The sequence below is a fragment of the Brevundimonas sp. MEB006b genome, assembly GCF_030209705.1.
Classification (GTDB): Bacteria; Pseudomonadota; Alphaproteobacteria; order Caulobacterales; family Caulobacteraceae; genus Brevundimonas.
In genome coordinates this window covers 408027-424823 of record NZ_JARVRL010000002.1, presented here as the reverse complement: position 1 = coordinate 424823, position 16797 = coordinate 408027, and the positions used below count along the sequence as shown (strand labels likewise).

Annotated in this window: 12 protein-coding genes, 1 tRNA gene, 1 pseudogene and 1 riboswitch; of the genes and pseudogenes, 7 read left to right on the top strand and 7 right to left on the bottom strand. The window is 68.5% G+C overall.

Translation table 11 applies throughout. The annotated features are described in order from the left end of the window. Window positions 1-105: 105 nt before the first annotated feature. The gene (locus QRN13_RS03770; RefSeq protein WP_284876903.1) at window positions 106-2517 is read left to right on the top strand and encodes a membrane-bound PQQ-dependent dehydrogenase, glucose/quinate/shikimate family; all 2412 of its coding nucleotides are present in this window, start codon (window positions 106-108) and stop codon (window positions 2515-2517) included. 42 nt (window positions 2518-2559) lie between these two features. Here QRN13_RS03770 and QRN13_RS03765 read toward each other — a convergent pair whose 3' ends face one another. Together QRN13_RS03765 and proB are read right to left on the bottom strand one after the other, a co-directional pair. Beyond that, complete coding sequence (locus QRN13_RS03765) at window positions 2560-3822, bottom strand: glutamate-5-semialdehyde dehydrogenase (protein WP_284876902.1); 1263 nt, start codon at window positions 3820-3822, stop codon at window positions 2560-2562. Further along, window positions 3819-4976, bottom strand: a complete 1158-nt coding sequence (proB, locus tag QRN13_RS03760) for a glutamate 5-kinase (protein ID WP_284876901.1) — start codon at window positions 4974-4976, stop codon at window positions 3819-3821. Before proB ends, QRN13_RS03765 begins: the two co-directional genes overlap by 4 nt. Before the next feature lie 67 nt (window positions 4977-5043). Between proB and QRN13_RS03755 the strand changes: the two genes are divergently transcribed. From QRN13_RS03755 to QRN13_RS03740, 4 genes are all read left to right on the top strand, one after another. Next, complete coding sequence (locus tag QRN13_RS03755) at window positions 5044-5823, top strand: ZIP family metal transporter (RefSeq protein WP_284876900.1); 780 nt, start codon at window positions 5044-5046, stop codon at window positions 5821-5823. 234 nt (window positions 5824-6057) lie between these two features. Continuing rightward, window positions 6058-8295: a glycoside hydrolase family 3 N-terminal domain-containing protein gene (locus QRN13_RS03750; protein ID WP_284876899.1), complete on the top strand. Its 2238-nt coding sequence runs from the start codon at window positions 6058-6060 to the stop codon at window positions 8293-8295. A 97-nt stretch (window positions 8296-8392) separates the two neighbouring features. Then, window positions 8393-9553, top strand: a complete 1161-nt coding sequence (gene carA / locus QRN13_RS03745) for a glutamine-hydrolyzing carbamoyl-phosphate synthase small subunit (protein ID WP_284876898.1) — start codon at window positions 8393-8395, stop codon at window positions 9551-9553. A gap of 4 nt (window positions 9554-9557) precedes the next feature. After that, window positions 9558-10502 carry a hypothetical protein gene (locus QRN13_RS03740; RefSeq protein ID WP_284876897.1) on the top strand — a complete coding sequence of 315 codons (945 nt, stop codon included), beginning with the start codon at window positions 9558-9560 and terminating at the stop codon, window positions 10500-10502. A gap of 55 nt (window positions 10503-10557) precedes the next feature. Here the strand turns inward: QRN13_RS03740 and galE are convergent. The 5 genes and pseudogenes from galE to metX form a co-directional block, all read right to left on the bottom strand. Next, a pseudogene (galE, locus tag QRN13_RS03735) lies at window positions 10558-11502 on the bottom strand (UDP-glucose 4-epimerase GalE); the annotation flags it as partial. 78 nt (window positions 11503-11580) lie between these two features. Next, window positions 11581-11847 carry a hypothetical protein gene (locus QRN13_RS03730; protein ID WP_039244738.1) on the bottom strand — a complete coding sequence of 89 codons (267 nt, stop codon included), beginning with the start codon at window positions 11845-11847 and terminating at the stop codon, window positions 11581-11583. Window positions 11848-12063: 216 nt separating this feature from the next. Continuing rightward, window positions 12064-12138, bottom strand: a tRNA-Glu gene (locus tag QRN13_RS03725). A gap of 52 nt (window positions 12139-12190) precedes the next feature. After that, window positions 12191-13372: a cystathionine gamma-synthase gene (gene metB, locus QRN13_RS03720; protein WP_284876896.1), complete on the bottom strand. Its 1182-nt coding sequence runs from the start codon at window positions 13370-13372 to the stop codon at window positions 12191-12193. Continuing rightward, window positions 13369-14421: a homoserine O-succinyltransferase MetX gene (gene metX, locus QRN13_RS03715; RefSeq protein WP_284876895.1), complete on the bottom strand. Its 1053-nt coding sequence runs from the start codon at window positions 14419-14421 to the stop codon at window positions 13369-13371. Before metX ends, metB begins: the two co-directional genes overlap by 4 nt. Before the next feature lie 75 nt (window positions 14422-14496). After that, window positions 14497-14613, bottom strand: a riboswitch (SAM riboswitch). A 187-nt stretch (window positions 14614-14800) separates the two neighbouring features. Here metX and QRN13_RS03710 point away from each other — a divergent pair. After that, the gene (locus QRN13_RS03710; RefSeq protein WP_168189957.1) at window positions 14801-14941 is read left to right on the top strand and encodes a hypothetical protein; all 141 of its coding nucleotides are present in this window, start codon (window positions 14801-14803) and stop codon (window positions 14939-14941) included. Window positions 14942-15043: 102 nt separating this feature from the next. Beyond that, window positions 15044-16795, top strand: coding sequence for an amino acid kinase family protein (locus QRN13_RS03705; RefSeq protein ID WP_284876894.1), 1752 nt, complete (start codon window positions 15044-15046; stop codon window positions 16793-16795). Window positions 16796-16797: the final 2 nt, after the last annotated feature.

Genomic DNA, 16797 nt, shown 5'->3' with positions numbered 1-16797 from the left:
GTTTGCGCCGCAACAGGATTTTGTTCCAGGGGTGCGACAATAGGAACCGGCGCAGTCTCGAGGCGTTCGAAGGACTGATTTCAGCAGACCACAGCGAGTGCGCCTATGCCCCGATGGACAACCCCGACCGGCCTTGGGGGATGGCTGACGTTGCTTCTTGGGGTCCTGCTGGCCGTGATCGGTTTGGTGTTGACGGTCGGCGGCGTTCAGCTCGCGATGCTGGGCGGCTCCTGGTACTACCTGATTGCAGGCCTGGCGCTGATCGTGTCGGGCCTTCTGCTGGTCTATCGCGACGTGCGCGGGGCTTGGCTCTATGGCGCGGTTTTCGTCGCCACGGTGATCTGGGCGCTGTGGGAGAAGGGCCTGAACGGCTGGGCCATGATCCCGCGCCTGGTCGGACCGTTGGTGCTGATGTTCCTGGTGCTGGCGACGCTGCCGGTGCTGCGGTCGCGCGGCGGCGGCAAGACGGCGGGCTTCGGCGCGCTTGGGCTGGCGGTGCTGACGGTCGTGTTCGGCCTGGTGGTCGGTCAGATCAACGCGCCCGGCGTCGATAGCCCGGTGCCCGGCGCGCGGGGACCGTTCGGCGATCCCGCCCTGATCAAGGCCGGCCTGGACTGGCCCGCCTATGGCGGATCGGACGCGGCCCAGCGCTATTCGCCGCTGAACCAGATCAACAAGACCAACGTCGGGCAGCTGGAGCGGGCCTGGACCTTCCGCACCGGCGACCTGCCCGGCGAACGGTTCGGCGCCGAGACCACGCCGCTGAAGATCGCAGACACCGTTTATCTCTGCTCGGGTCGCAACAAGATGTTCGCCCTGGACGCCAACACTGGTCGGCAGAAGTGGGCCTATGATCCCAAGGTGGCGGACGAGCAGATCCCCTACACCGCCGCCTGCCGGGGCGTCACCTACTACGCCGCGCCCAACGTCGATCAGGCCCAGCCCTGCGCGACGCGCATCATCGAAGGCACGCTGGACGGCCGCATCATCGCAGTCGATGCGCGCACCGGCGTGCCTTGCCCCGCCTTCGGAACCAACGGCGCCGTCAGCATCAAGGAAGGGATGGGCAATCCCTATCCCGGCATGGTGTCGATCACATCGCCGCCCGTCGTCGTGCGCGGCGTCATCGTCACGGGCCATCAGGTTCTGGACGGCCAGAAACGGTGGAACGCCTCGGGCGTCATCCAGGGCTATGACGTCGTCACGGGTCAGCTGCGCTTCGCCTGGGACATGATGCGTCCCGACATCACCACCGCTCCGCCGGCCGGTCAGACCTATACGCCGGGCACGCCGAACATGTGGACGACGGCGACGGGCGACGAAGCTTTGGGCCTGGTCTATCTGCCGATGGGCAACTCGGCCGCCGACTACTATTCGTCGCTGCGCCGGCCCCAGGAGAACCAGTATTCCAGCGCCTTGGTCGCGCTGGACGTCACGACCGGCAAGCCGCGCTGGAGCTATCAGACCGTTCGCCGCGACGTCTGGGACTATGACCTGGGTTCGCAGGTGACGCTGGTCGACATGCCGACCGCAGGTGGCGTGACGCCTGCGGTGATCCTGCCGTCCAAGCGCGGCGAAATCTTCGTGCTGGATCGCCGCACGGGCCAGCCCCTGCATGGCGTGCAGGATCGTCCGGCCCCGCGCGGCGGCGTCGAACCGGCGCAGCGTGCGGCGACCCAGCCCTATTCGCTGTTCAACACCCTGGCCAAGCCTGACCTGCGCGAAGTTGACATGTGGGGCATGTCGCCGATCGATCAGATGATCTGCCGTATCCAGTTCAAGAAGGCGTCGTACCAGGGCCAGTTTACGCCCCCGACCGCCGACCGTCGCTTTATCGAATATCCGGGCTACAACGGCGGTTCGGACTGGGGCAGCGTGGCTCTGGATCCGCGTCGCGGCGTGATCATCGCCAACTATAACGACATGCCCAACTACAACCGTCTGGTGCCCCGCGCCGAGGCGAACAAGCTGGGCTGGTTCCCGCGCGACGACCCCCGCTATCAGGAAGAAACGACCGGCGAGGGCGCGAAGGCCGAGGGCGCGGGCGATCCGCAGATGGGCGTGCCCTATGCGATCGACGTCAACGCCGGTTGGCGGATGCCCTTCACCGGCCTGCTGTGCAAGGAGCCGCCCTATGGCGGGATCCGCGCCATCGACGTGCAGAGCGGCAAGACTCTGTGGGACCGTCCGTTCGGCACGGCTCGCAAGAACGGCCCGTTCGGCATCCCCTCGATGCTGCCGCTGGAAATCGGCACGCCGAACAACGGCGGCTCGGTGGTCACGGCGGGCGGCCTGATCTTCATCGCCGCAGCGACCGACGACCTGATTCGCGCCATCGACATCGAGACAGGCAAGACCGTCTGGTCCGATGTCCTGCCCGCAGGCGGCCAGGCCAACCCGATGATCTATGAGCAGAACGGCCGCCAGTATCTGGTGATCGTCGCCGCCGGCCATCACTTCATGGAAACGCCCGAGGGCGATTACGTCATCGCCTACGCCTTGCCCAAGCGGAGTTGAGTTGATCTTCTTCCTCCCTCCCTCCTGCGGGGTAGGGGAACGTCAGGGCCGCGTCTGCCCCTGGCCGCGCACCACATATTTGTAGGTGGTCAGCTGTTCCGCCCCGACGGGCCCGCGAGCGTGGAGGCGGTTGGTGGAGATGCCGATTTCGCCGCCGAAGCCGAACTCGCCGCCGTCGGCGAATTGGGTCGAGGCGTTGATCAGGACGATGGCGCTGTCGACCTTGGCGGTGAACCGTTCGGCGGCCTCGGCGTCGGTGGTGACGATGGCCTCGGTGTGGCCAGAGCCATAGCAGGCGATGTGGTCGGTCGCGGCGTCCAGATCCTCGACGATGCGCACGGACAGGATGGGCGCCAGATATTCGGTGGTCCAGTCGGCCTCGGTCGCGGGCGTCATGGCGGGGACCAGGGCGCGGGCAGCGTCGTCGCCGCGCAGTTCGCAGCCGGCGGCGATCAGGTCGGCGGCGACGGGGGGCAGCAGGCGTTCGGCCCCGGCCCGGTCCACCAGCAGGGTCTCGGTCGCGCCGCAGACGGAGACGCGGCGCATCTTGGCGTTCAGCACGATGGCGCGGGCGGCGTCGAGGTCGGCGTCGTGGTGCAGATAGGTGTGGTTCAGACCTTCCAGATGGCTGAGCACAGCCGTGCGGGCCTCGGCCTGGACGCGGGCGACCAGGCTCTTGCCGCCGCGCGGGATGATGACGTCGATTGCGCCGTCCAGGCCGGTCAGCATCAGGCCCACGGCCTCACGGTCGGGGGTGTCGACCAGCTGGATCGCATCGGCGGGCAGGTCGGCCTCGGCGAGCGCTTCGGCGATCAGGGCGGCGATGGCGAGGGAGGATTGCAGACAGTCCGAGCCGCAGCGCAGGATGGCCGCATTGCCCGAGCGGATGCACAGGGCGGCGGCGTCGGCGGTGACGTTGGGCCGGCTCTCATAGATGACGCCCAGCACGCCGATGGGGGTGCGGACGCGGGCGATGTCCAGACCGTTGGCGGGGGTCCAGCGTTCGGTCTCGACTCCCAGGGGATCGGGCACGGCGGCGATGACAGCGACGGCCTGGGCCATGCCGGCGACGCGGGCGGGCGTCAGCGACAGCCGGTCGATCAGGGCCTCGGTCATGCCGTTGGCGCGGGCGGCCGATACGTCTCGGGCGTTGGCGGCGAGGAGGGCGGGTTCGGCCGTCGCCAGCTTTGCGGACAGGATTTCCAGCGCGCGGGTGCGGGCGGCGGAGGGGGCTTCGCGCAAGGCGGTTGCGGCGGCGCGGGCGCGCCGGCCCAAGTCGAGCATTCGGGTCGAGAGGTCGATCATCGGTCGTCCAGCACCATGTCGTCGCGGTGGATCAGGACCGAGGCCCCGCGATAGCCAAGCAGGGTCTCGATCTCGTCCGAGCGTCGGCCGCGAATGCGCGAGGCCTCGTCGGCGGCGTAGGCGGCCAGACCAACGCCGACAGCCCGACCATTCGGGTCGATCAGACGCACGCAATCGCCCTTTTCGAAGCCGCCCGAGACGGCCGTGACTCCGGCGGGCAGCAGGCTCTTGCCCGCCTTCAGCGCCGTGACGGCGCCGGCGTCCAGCGTCAGGGCCCCAGCGGGCGACAGGCTGCCGGCGATCCATTGTTTGTAGGCGGCCATCGGACCGTCGGGCGCGGCGATCAGGGTGGCGCGGGCGCCGTCGCGAACAGCGGCCAGCGGCGACAGGGTCTGGCCCGAGGCGATGATGGTGGCGCATCCGGCCGAGCGCGCGATCTGGGCCGCCGCCAGCTTGGTCGCCATGCCGCCGGTTCCGACGCCCGCGTCGGCGTTGGCGCCCCCGCCCATGGCCAGGATGTCGGCGCTCAGCGTCTCGATCAGGGGCAGCTGGGCGGCGTTCGGATCGCGGCGCGGATCGGCGGTGTAGAGGCCGTCCACGTCCGACAGCAGGATCAGCAGGTCCGCACGCGCCAGCTGGGCCGTGCGGGCGGCCAGCCGGTCGTTGTCGCCGTAACGGATTTCCTCGGTCGCCACCGTGTCGTTCTCGTTGACGATGGGGATGACGCCGTGGGTCAGCAGGGCCTCGACGGTCGCGCGGGCGTTCAGCCACCGCCGACGGCGTTCGGTGTCGTCGCGCGTCAGCAGCACCTGGCCCGCGATCAGGCCGTGGGGGTCCAGCGCCCCGGACCAGGCCGCCATCAGCAGCGACTGTCCGACCGAGGCCGCCGCCTGCTTGTCCTCCAGCCGTGCGCCCAGGTTGGGCAAGCGGCCCCGACCCAGGGCGATCGAGCCGGACGAGACGACGATGACCTCGCGCCCCTCGGCCTTCAGCGCCGCCAGATCCGAGGCGACGGCGGCCAGCCAGTCGCGCGTCGGCTGGCGCGTGGCCGCGTCAATCAGCAGGGAGGATCCGATCTTGACCACGACCCGCCGGGCGGCGCCCAGCGCCGACGCAGCGCTCGGGCCGACGGGAAGGGCGGCGCGCTGGGACATGAAGCTGTCTCTAACGCCACGGTTCGGGCTTGTCTCTTGCTGTGTATCGCCGCAATGCAGACGCATGATGGAATCCGTTTCCCCCATCGCCGCAGGCGGTCTGGGCAGTCTGGCGGCGGGCATGATGACGGCGGTGGGCGCCGTGCCTCTGCTGTTCTTCCGCAAGGCGGGGGTGCAGACCCAGAGCGCCCTGCTGGGTTTCGCCGCCGGGGTCATGCTGGCGGCCTCCTTCTTCTCGCTGATCATTCCGGGCGTCGACGTGTTGCAGGCGGGCGGGGCCAGCCAGTCGGCGGCGGCCGGCGTCATGGGGGCAGCGGTGCTGATCGGGGCGACGGTGATCGGCCTGATGAACCGGTTCGCGCCGGTGGACATGCTGGCCATCGGGCCGGCGGGATCGCGCGACCTGTCGCGGCGCATCTGGCTGTTCATCATCGCCATCACCCTGCACAACTTCCCCGAGGGGGCGGCGGTGGGCGTCAGCTTCGGCGGCGGCGACATGCATCAAGGGCTGTCCACGGCGCTCGGCATCGGCATCCAGAACATGCCCGAGGGGTTGGCGGTATCGGCGGCGATGGCGACCCTGGGATACGGTCGCTGGCCGGCGTTCGCGGCGGCCCTGGCCTCGGGCCTGGTCGAGCCGGTCGGCGGGCTGATTGGGGCCAGCGTGGTCGATCTCTTGCCCGGCGCCCTGCCGTGGGGGCTGGGGCTGGCGGCGGGGGCGATGATCTATGTCGTCACCGCCGAAATCATTCCCGAGACCCGCGAGAAGTCCAAGGGCGAGGGGTCGATGATTGGCCTGATGATCGGCCTTGTGGGGATGATGTTCCTGGACATCGCCTTGGGATGAGGCGGGGCGGCGAAACGCGGCGTGACCGCGCACCGGGGCGTTACATCGATTTACATGGCAGGCGGGGGTTGAAGCCGTCGGGGCCGAGAGGCTAGGCCTCTCCTTTCGCTGCTCGATTGTCCCCCGAAAGGAGCGCCAGCCTAAATGACGCGACCTCTCAAGCCTGCGGCTTCCCGTAGAAATTTCTTGTCTGGCCTGGGGCTTTTGGCCCTGATGGGCGCCGGAGTGTTCCCCATGCCTGTTTCCGCCCAAGCGTCCCGCACCGTCGCCCGTCACCGCCAGAAGATCGAGGATCTGATCGCGGCCATGACGGTCGAGGAGAAGGCGGGCCAGCTGAACCTGCTGGCCGATCCGTTCCGCTGGATGCCGACGGCGGTGAACCCGCTGGACGGCACGGGCGATCCGGCGCGCGTCACGGCCCTGATCCGCGAAGGCAAGGTCGGCAGCCTGTTCAATGGCATCGGCGCCGAGAGCGGGCGCCGAATTCAGCAGGTGGCGATGGAGGAAAGCCGGCTGAAGATCCCGCTGCTGTTCGCGGCGGACGTGATCCACGGCCTGTCCACCATCTTCCCCGTGCCGCTGGCCGAGGCCGCAGCTTTCGACACAGAGTTGGCGCGGCGCACCGCGCGGGCGGCGGCCATCGAGACGGCGGCGTCGGCCGTTCACCAGACCTACGCCCCCATGGTGGACGTGGCCCGCGACCAGCGCTGGGGCCGCAACGTCGAGGGCGCGGGCGAGGACGTTCTGCTGAACAACCTGCTGGCCGCCGCCCGCGTGCGCGGCTTCCAGGGCGAAAAGGGTCTGGACGACCGTGACGCGGTCCTGGCCACTGCCAAACACATGGCCGCCTATTCCGCCGCCGTGGGCGGGGTCGAGTACAACACCACCGACATGAGCGAGCAGACGCTGCGCGGGGTCTTCCTGCCGCCGTTCAAGGCGTCGGTGGACGCCGGCGCCCTGTCGATCATGAGCGCCTTCAACGACGTCAACGGCGTGCCGGCGTCGGGCAGCCGCAAGCTGCTGACTGACATCCTGCGCGGCGAATGGGGCTTCGAAGGCTTCGTCGTCTCCGACTACACCTCCGAGCAGGAGCTGGTGGCCCACGGCTTCGCCGAGGACGGCCGCGACGCCGCCCGCCTGGCCTTCAATGCCGGGGTCGATGTGTCGATGGTGTCGGGTCTCTATCTGGAACATCTGCCCAGCCTGGTCGCCTCCGGCGAGGTGTCGATGGCGCGCCTGGACGAGGCGGTGCGCCGCGTCCTGAACACCAAGGCGGCGCTGGGCCTGTTCGACGACCCCTACCGCGGCACCGATCCGGTGCGTGAAAAGGCGGTGGTCGGGTCGCGCGAGCACGTCGAGCTGTCGCGCGAGGCGGGCCGCAAGTCGGTCGTGCTGCTGAAGAACGACAACGGCCTGCTGCCGCTGAAGAAGAGCCAGAAGATCGCCCTGGTCGGCCCGTTCGCCGACGACGTGGACAATGTCTGGGGGCCGTGGACCATCTGGGGCGCGCCCGAGCGACGTGTTTCGCTGGAGGCGGGCTTCCGCGCGGCCATGAGCGATCCGCAGAACCTGACCCTCGCACGCGGCTCGGGCGTCGAGACGCCGCTGGACGGCGGGATCGAGCAGGCTATCGCCGCCGCCCGCGACGCCGAGGTCATTGTCCTGGCCATCGGCGAGGCGACCAATATGTCGGGCGAGGCCCAGTCGCGCACCGAGATCGTGGTGCCCGCGCCGCAGGTCGCCCTGGTCGACGCCATGGCGGCGCTGGGCAAGCCCATGGTCATCCTGCTGAGGAACGGCCGGGCGCTTGCGCTGGAAGGCAATGTGAAGAACGCCCAGGCCATCGTCGTGACCTGGTTCTTGGGCGAACAGATGGGCCATGCCGTCGCCGACGTCCTGTTCGGCGATCACGGCCCGTCGGCGCGCCTGCCGGTCAGCTTCCCGCACAAGTCGGGCCAGCAGCCCTATTCCTACGACCGCAAGACCACCGGTCGCCCGGCCAATCCCGATCTGGCGAGCGAGGAATACAAGGCCCGCTATCGCGAGACGACGAATACGGCGCTGTATCCCTTCGGCTATGGCCTAACCTATGGCGCGATCAGCTATGGGCCGGTTGAGATGGAGAGCGACAAGCTGGCCTGGGCCGGCACGCTGGATCTGGCCGTGACCGTGACCAACACCGGATCGCATCCGGCCGAGGAGCTGGTGCAGCTCTATATCCACGACCGGGTCGCCAGCCTGACCCAGCCGGGCCGATTGCTGAAGGACTTCAAGCGCGTGTCGCTGAAGCCGGGCCAGAGCACAAAGGTGACCTTCACCCTGAACGCCCGCCAACTGGGCTTCATCGGCGCGGACGAGACCTGGCGCATCGAGCCCGGTCTGTTCGACGTCTGGCTGGCGCCGCACGCCCAGGGCGGGGCCAAGGCGACGTTCCAGCTGATCGGTCCGGCGTCGATCACCGACGGGCGGTGACGCGCGCCACGTTGACGGGGCAGGCGGCAGGGCTTAACGACGCCGCCGTTTGCCTTCGGCCTTCGTATCGGCCGGATTCGATTTTAGGAGCGCGCCCATGACGACGAAGATTCTTCCGGGCGCCACCGGCGTTCTCGCGCTCGCGGACGGCACGATCCTGCAGGGCATTGGCGTGGGCGCCGTCGGCTCGGCCTTGGGCGAGGTGGTCTTCAACACCGCCATGACCGGCTATCAGGAAATCCTGACCGACCCGTCCTACATGAGCCAGATCCTGGCCTTCACCTTCCCGCACGTCGGCAATGTGGGGACCAATGTCGAAGACATCGAACAGATGGGCGGCGGGTCCGACACCTCGGCGCGCGGCGCCATCTTCCGCGACGTGCCGACCGACCCGGCCAACTATCGCTCGGACGCCAGTTTCGACGACTGGATGAAGCGGCGCGGCGTCGTGGGTCTGGCCGGGGTGGACACCCGCGCCCTGACCAAGATCATCCGCGACAAGGGCGCGCCCCACGCCGTCATCGCCCACGACCCGGACGGAAACTTCGACCTGGAGGCCCTGGTCGCCCAGGCCAGGGGCTGGACGGGGCTGGTCGGTCTGGACCTGGCCAAGCCCGCCTCGACCCTGCAGGCGTTCGAATGGAACGAGGGGCTGTGGGACTGGCCGGAAGGGCACCCGAAGACCGAAGGCCGCAAGGACGTGGTCGTCATCGACTACGGCGTGAAGCGCAACATCCTGCGCGCCCTGGCCTCGACCGGCGCGCGCATCACCGTAGTCCCGGCGACGACGACGGCGGAGGAAGTTCTGGCCCGCAATCCTGACGGCGTGGTTCTGTCCAACGGTCCGGGCGATCCGGCCGCGACTGGCGAATACGCCGTGCCTGAAATCCAGAAGCTGGTCGCCAGCGGCAAGCCGTTGATGGGCATCTGCCTGGGCCACCAGATGCTGGCCCTGGCCTTGGGCGCTAAGACGGTGAAGATGGATCAGGGCCACCACGGCGCCAACCATCCGGTCAAGGATCTGACCACCGGCAAGGTGGAGATCGTGTCGATGAACCACGGCTTCACAGTCGATCGCGACAGTCTGCCCGACGCCGTGACCGAGACCCACGTCAGCCTGTTCGACGGCACCAACTGCGGCATCGCCGTCAAGGACAAGCCGATCTTCAGCGTCCAGCACCACCCCGAGGCCTCGCCCGGGCCGACCGACAGCCTGTATCTGTTCGACCGGTTCGCCGATCTGATGGGCGCGCGCTGAGGCCATGAAGCAGGGGGCGGTTCGGTCGGACTATCTGGACTGGCTGGCCGAGGCGTTCGAGGTCGGTCACCGGTTTACGCCCTTGCCGGACGGGGATGTCGTCGTCGGCTATGCGACCGGATACGACGCGGCCGACATCGCGCCTTTCGTCCTGTCGCTGCGGGCCGTGTTCGAGGGGCCTGTGGCCCTGGTGGTCGACGCCGAACCGGCTCTGCGCGCCTTTCTGGCCCAGCATCGGGTGACCGCCATAGATGCGCCGGTCTGGCGCGGATGGGCGCCGCATCCGGTGATGCAACGGTTCGTGGCCTTCGCTGGTTTGCTGGGCGAGCGGCCGGGCGCGGCCCTGGCCTGCGACGTGCGCGACGTGATCTTTCAGGCGCCGCCCTTCGATCCGGCGCCCAAGGGCCTTGAGGCCTATGTCGAGGCCGAGACGCCGCTGGCCGATCACGCCTTCAACATGAAGTATCTGCGCGCCCTGTTCGGCGAGGCGCAGGCGCGGCAGCTGGCTGACAAGGCCTGTCTGTGCGTCGGCACCATCGTTGGGCCGCGCGCCGAGGTCTCGCGCCTGTCACGGCTGATCCTGTCGCTGGCGGCGACGCCGCGATCCGAGATCGGCGGGGCGTTCGGCGCTGATCAGGCGGCCTTCAACATGGCGATCCATCAGGGTCTGACGGCGATGACCGTGCGCCCCAACTATGGTCGCGTGGCGACCCTGGGCCTGACGCCCGGCGAAACGCTGAGGTTCGAAGGCGGCAAGGTCGTCAATCCCGACGCCAGCGTCAGCCCCATCGTCCATCAGCATGATCGCCATCCGCATCTTGAAGCGCCTGTCCACGCGCTGTGGGGTGGAGGGCTGGAGCTGCGTCGGCGGGTAAGGCCCAAGTCGGCGGGGCAGAAGTTCGAAAAGCTGAAAGCCTCGCTGCGCCGCCGGATGCCCGAACTGCGCTGACCCGGCTGTGCCAGGCCCAGGCGCTGGCGACGATGGAAGGCAGGTCCGACTGGCGTGGCTCAAAGCCCAGCGCCTGGCGCGCCAGAGTGATGTCCGACACCAGGTGCGGCGGGTCGCCCGCGCGACGTGCTCCGGCTGCGTCGGGCAGTCGAAGGCCGCTGTGCGCCATGATGGCCTCAAGTACCTGCCGCACCGAATGGCCGCGACCGGCGCCCAGATTACAGGCGAAGAAGCCGCGGCGGTCGCCGAGCAACTGGGTCAGGGCGGCGAGGTGGCCCAGAGCTAGGTCGCAGACGTGGACATAGTCGCGCACCGCTGTGCCGTCGGGCGTGGGATAATCGGTCCCATGAACGGCGAAGTCGTCGATTTGGCCGCGCAAGGCCATCATCGCGCGTGGGATCAGATGGGTCTCGACCGGCCGATCTTCGCCGATCAGGCCTGACGCCGAGGCGCCGCTGGCGTTGAAATAACGCAGCGCGATGATGTTCAGCCCATGCGCGGCGCTGGCGTCCGACAGGATCTGCTCGCAGCTTAGTTTGGAGCGGCCATACGGGGTGACGGGGGCCAGCGGCGTCGCCTCGGTGATCGGATTTTCGCCGGGATCGCCATAGACGGCGCAGGTGCTGGAAAAGACGAGCCGGTTCACACCCGCTTCCCGCATCCCGCCCAGCAGGCCGAACAGACCGCCGACATTGTTGCGGTAGTAGTCCAGCGGCGCGCGCACCGATTCAGGGACCACGGACGAGCCGGCGAAATGCATGACGGCACAGATGTCGTGGGCGATCAGGGTGTGGCGCACCTTGTCCACGTCCCAGACATCGCCCTCGACCAGCGGCCCCCAGCGCACGAAACGGCGCCGGCCGGTCGACAGGTTGTCGTAGGTGACGGGCCGATAGCCGGCGGCCGCTAGGGCCTCGCACACATGGGCGCCGATATAGCCCGCGCCGCCCGTGACCAGGATCGCCTTCGCAGATGTCAGCGCCGATCCGAATCCGCCCATCCGCTCTTGTCGGATACCGAAGGTCTGTAAATCAACCCCAAATCACGGTCGTGGGTATTAAGGGGTGTGCGACGATTGTCAGGGGATCGGCGAGAAACTGCGTTCTTCGCGCAGGGCGCTGGCTTTCCGGACGGCGATCGGTGCGGCGTGCAGCCAGTAGTCGGCGTCTTCGAGACGCTGCTCTCTGCGGCGCTCCAGTCCGCGCAGGCGGCGCAGGGCGGCGTTCTGGAGAAGGCGCGCATGCAGGGCGCGGGGCGACAGTTCGGCGATGGCGGGAGAGCCGGGGACGGCGACGGCGTCGGGGCCTTTGGGCTCCACCGCCGGGCGGGCGATGGCGATGAACATGAGGATCTCGGTGCAGGAGGGAGAGGCGCTTCTGCGCCGAGCTAACGAGGGGTTAACCACAGTCCCTGTGGATAGTTCCTGACTGCGTCCGAAAAAAGTCTGTGAATCGAAAGACTTACTGCCCGTTTCCGAACAAAATAGTTACCGAAATCTTAATCCGGGGTCGGAGCGTTCGCTCGACGATGGTCGGGAAGTGCGCTGCAAAGGCGCCGCCGGTGGCAGTCCCTAGGGGAGTCGAACCCCTCTTTTCAGGTTGAAAACCTGACGTCCTAACCGATAGACGAAGGGACCGCGGCCGGGGCGGCGCATTTGCCCCGGTTCGGCCCCTCCTGCAAGCAAAAAGTTATGCGGCCGCGGCGGTTGCGGGCACGAGGGCGTCCAGCGCCGGGAACAGGTCGGCGATCAGATCCTCGACATGCTCCAGACCCACCGACAGGCGCACCAGGCCGTCGCCGATGCCGGCCGTCGCGCGCTGTTCCGGCGTCATGGCGGCGTGGGTCATGGTGGCGGGGTGAGCGATCAGGCTTTCGACGCCGCCCAGCGATTCCGCCAGGGTGAAGATCTCCAACGTCTCGACCAGATCGCGCACGGCGTCCGTGCCACCCTGCAGTTCGAAGCTGAGCATGGCGCCGGGGCCGGCCTGCTGGGCCGCGACCAGGGCGTGGTTGGGGTGCGACTTCAGGCCCGGATAGTGGACGGCCTTGACCGCCGGGTGGGCGGCGAGCTTTTTGGCGATCTTGCCCGCCGTGGCCTGTTGCCGCTCGATGCGCGCGAACAGGGTGCGCACGCCGCGCAGGGTCAGATAGGCGTCGAACGGCGAGCCGGTCACGCCGGTGCAGTTGGCCCACCAGGCCAGGGTCTGGTGATCCTCGGCGTCGGCCGAGATGACGGCGCCGCCGACCACGTCGGAATGGCCGTTGATGAACTTGGTCGTCGAGTGGACGACGAAGTCGGCGCCCAGCTTGATCGGGTTTTGCAAGGCCGGCGACAGGAAGGTGTTGTCGCAGACGACCTTGGCGCCCGTCGCATGGGCGCGGGTGCAGATGTCGGCGACATCGACCAGACGCAGCAGCGGGTTAGACGGGGTCTCGACCAGCACCAGCTTAGGCTTCAGGGCCAGTGCGGCCTCGAAGGCGACGGGGTCACCTTGATCCACCAGCAGCAGTTCGAAATGCCCCTTCCTGGCGCGGGCGTTCAGCAGGCGACAGGTGCCGCCGTAACAGTCGTGCGGCGCGATCAACAGATCGCCCGGCTCCAGCAGGGTCAGGGGCAGGTCAACGGCGGCCATGCCGGTTGCGGTAATGACGCAGCCGGCGCCGCCTTCCAGCTCGGTCAGGGTCTCGGCCAGCACGTCGCGGGTCGGATTGCCCGAACGGCTGTAGTCGTACTTCCGCTTCTGATCGAAGCCGGCGAAGGAATAGTTGGACGACAGATACAGCGGCGGCATGACCGCGCCATGGGCCGTGTCCGTATCCACGCCCGTGCGGGCGGCGATGGTGTGCGGATTGGCGGGGCGGGAAGTCATGCTTTGATATCCTTCAGGGCGGCGCGGAGGATGTCGCCGACGAAGGCGTCCTCCTTCAGAAAGGCGTCGTGGCCATAGAGGGAGGGCGCTTCGACGAAGCGCCACAGGGTCGGCAACCGCGCGGCCAGTTCGCGGATGTCGTCGATCGGCACCAGACGGTCGGAGGTGAAGCCGATCAGGGTGACGGGGGGGGTGATGGCTTCCGGCGTCACGCTGTGGCGGTCCAGGGAATCGGACACCGACAGCCAGCGGGCCGGGGTGGTGTGGGTGCGGTAGGCCTGGCCCCGCGCCGTCAGATAGTCGCAGACGGGATAGGCGCCGCCGACAGCCGTGGGCGCGGTGGTGTCGAAGCGATCGTCGAATTCCTCGGCCGTGCGATAGGTGGTCATGGCCAGTTCGCGGGCCAAGGCGACGCCTTCCTCGGGACGGCCGGCGGCGACGGCGAATTGCAGGATGCGGCGCTGGATGCCGCGCCAGGCGGTGGCCTGGGGATGGGCGCGGTGGGCGGCCGACACGATGATCAGCTGCTCGGCCCAGTCGGGGAACAGTTCGGCGAAGGCCAGGCCTACCATGCCGCCGTACGAGCAGCCGACGAAGGCGGCGACGCGCTCGATCTTCAGATGGTTCAGCACCAGCGCCAGCAGGCGCGCCTGGTCGTGGGTGGTGATGGTGACGGGCTTGTCCAGGAACTCGGCGCCGGGGGCGAAATCGACGGCCAGGACCTGAAGCCGGCTCAGATCGATGGGCCCGCGCACCGATACGGCGCCCGACCACCAGCCCAGGCCGTTGGTTTCGGTCCGGTGGACGAAGCGTCCGGCCGAGATGCCGCCGGCGACCACGACGACAGGGGCGCCGATCCGGCCATGCAGGCGGCCGACGATATTGGGCTGGTTCAGCTTTTCGCCCGAGGCGAGGCGGAAGTCGGCGGGAATGGGAACGATGACGTCGCGGGCGCCGCCGCGCTCACGCGTCGGTTCGCGGACAGGAGTAAGGGCTGTCGCGCGGCGACAGTCGGGGTCTTCGAGCAGGGTGGTTTCGGCCAGTGTCATCGTCGTTCCGCATCGTTCTCGCTCAGCAAGTCTCGATGCGGTGACAGAGCGTGGAGCGTCGTCTCGTCGATGCTCCACTCATCTCTCGCGACCCCGAAGGACCCCGCAGGAGTTGGCACCGTTTCGAGCTGTGAGACCCGATGGTTGCCCCAGCGTCAAAGGGCCTAATCCCTCGGCTGGTCTTGATGAGTGACTTTACGTTGATGATCGAGGCGGCGCCGGTCAAGCGAAAAATTCAACCTCATTGACGGCGTGCGCCCACTCCCAGCGGGTGAAAACGCACCGTAAGCGCCCTGTCGCGAAAAAATCATCCACTACGACTTGACAGAGCGGGGGTCGTCCGACCACCCTAAGTTCAGATTTCAACCGGACCTGCCCTGTGCAACAGCGCTCGCTCATCGCCGAAGTTTCGACCGTCGCCGGCCTCGCCGCGACGCGTTTCGGCATGATCCTCGGCGGCGCGATTATCGGCGGTACCACCGGCACCACCACCATGCCCGAACGGGCGGGACGAGTTTAGCGCGCCGAACGCCGGCAACCGCAGAACCCGAACCCCGCCCGGTCCGCCAGGCGGGGTTTTTCTTTTCACCCCACCCCATCCCGACCTTTCCCGAGAACCCCGATGTCCGCCCAACTCGCCGTCGTAGAAAAATCCGAAAGCCTCGATCCCAGCAGTCAGCCTTCACCCGACTTGGTTGGGCCCGAGGTGGTGGTGCTGAAGTTCGGGTCGTCCATCCTGCGCAGCCCGGCAGAGGCGCCGCTGGTCGCCTCGGCCGTCTATGGCCATGTGCGGGCGGGCCGAAAGGTGGTGGCGGTGGTCTCGGCCTTTGGCGGGGCGACGGACCGGCTGCTGGGCGAGGCGCGGGCGCTGGGCCTGGCCCATTCCAACGACCTGCTGCCCGGCTATGTCGCTTTGGGCGAGGAGAAATCGGCCGCGCTCGTGGCCATCGCCTGCGACCGGATCGGCCTGGACGCCTGCGCCCTGTCGGTGCGCGAACTGGGCATCGTGGCGGAGGGCGAGCCGGAGCATTCGCGCCCCTGCGGCCTGCGACCCGACCATCTGAAACAGGCGCTGGATCGGCACGAGGTGGTGGTGGTGCCCGGGTTCGGCGCGGTGCGGCCGGACGGCAAGGTGGCCCTGCTGGGACGCGGCGGATCGGACCTGACGGCGGTGTTCCTCGCAGCCGAGTTGGGGCTGAAGAAGGTGCGATTGGTCAAGGACGTGGACGGCCTTTACGACCACGACCCCAACGACAAGACGGCCCCAGCCCTGCGCTATCGCCGCGCATCGTGGGACGTGGCGCGCAAGCTCGGCGGCGCTCTGGTCCAGCACGACGCCATCGACCTGGGCGAAAGCCGCGGGGTCGAGATCGAGGTGGCGGCGCTGGATCGCGCCGACGGCACGGTCATCGGCGACAAGTCGGCGCCGCCCGGTCCCGCGCCCGCCCTGCCGCCGCTGAAGGTCGCGGTCGCCGGATGCGGCGTGGTCGGCGGCGGCGTGCTGGCCAAGCTGCTCGATGATCCTCGCTACGAGGTCGTGGGCGTGCTGGTCCGCAATCCGAAAAAGGCGCGCGACGTGGACTGTCCGGCCTCGTTGTTCACCTCCAACCCGGCGGACCTGTGGGCCAGGAAGCCCGACATTGTGCTGGAGGCCCTGTCGGAAGGCGAGGCGGGCCACGCGGTGATCCGCGCTGCGCTCGAGGCCGGCTGCGATGTCGCCAGCGCCAACAAGCAGGCGGTCAGCCGCGATCCGGGCGGGCTGCAAGAACTGGCGAAAGCCAACGGACGGCGCATCTTCTGGTCGGCCTCGGTCGGCGGCGGATCGCCGATGATCGAGACGGTGCGCGCCGCCCGCGCGGCCGGCGAGGTGGTCGGCTTCGAGGCGGTGCTGAACGGCACGGTCAACTTCATGCTGGAACGCCTCGGCGACGGGGCGGCCTTCAACGAAGCCCTGGCGGACGCCCGGGCGGCAGGCTTTGCGGAGGAGGACCCGTCTTCGGATCTGGAAGGTCTGGATGCGGCGGCCAAGGTGCGGCTGCTGTGCCACGAAGCGTTCGGCCGTTCGCCCGACGGCGAGGTGCCGCGCGATCACCTGACCGAAGCGACCTCAGCCGCAGGCGGCGTGCGCCAGATCGGCGCCGCCCATCTGAAGGACGGGGTGATCCGCCCGTCGGTGTCGCTGAACGCCGACCATGGCGATCCGCTGTTCTCGACCCTGCGCGGCGAGGGCAATGCGCTGAAGGTCTACGGCGCCGACGGGCGCGTGTGGCGCTGCCGGGGCCGAGGCGCCGGGCGTTGGGCCACGACCGAGAGCATCATGGCGGACCTGGCCGAGATCGTGCGTGCACGGCGCGCCGATGCGGGCCTAAACTAAGG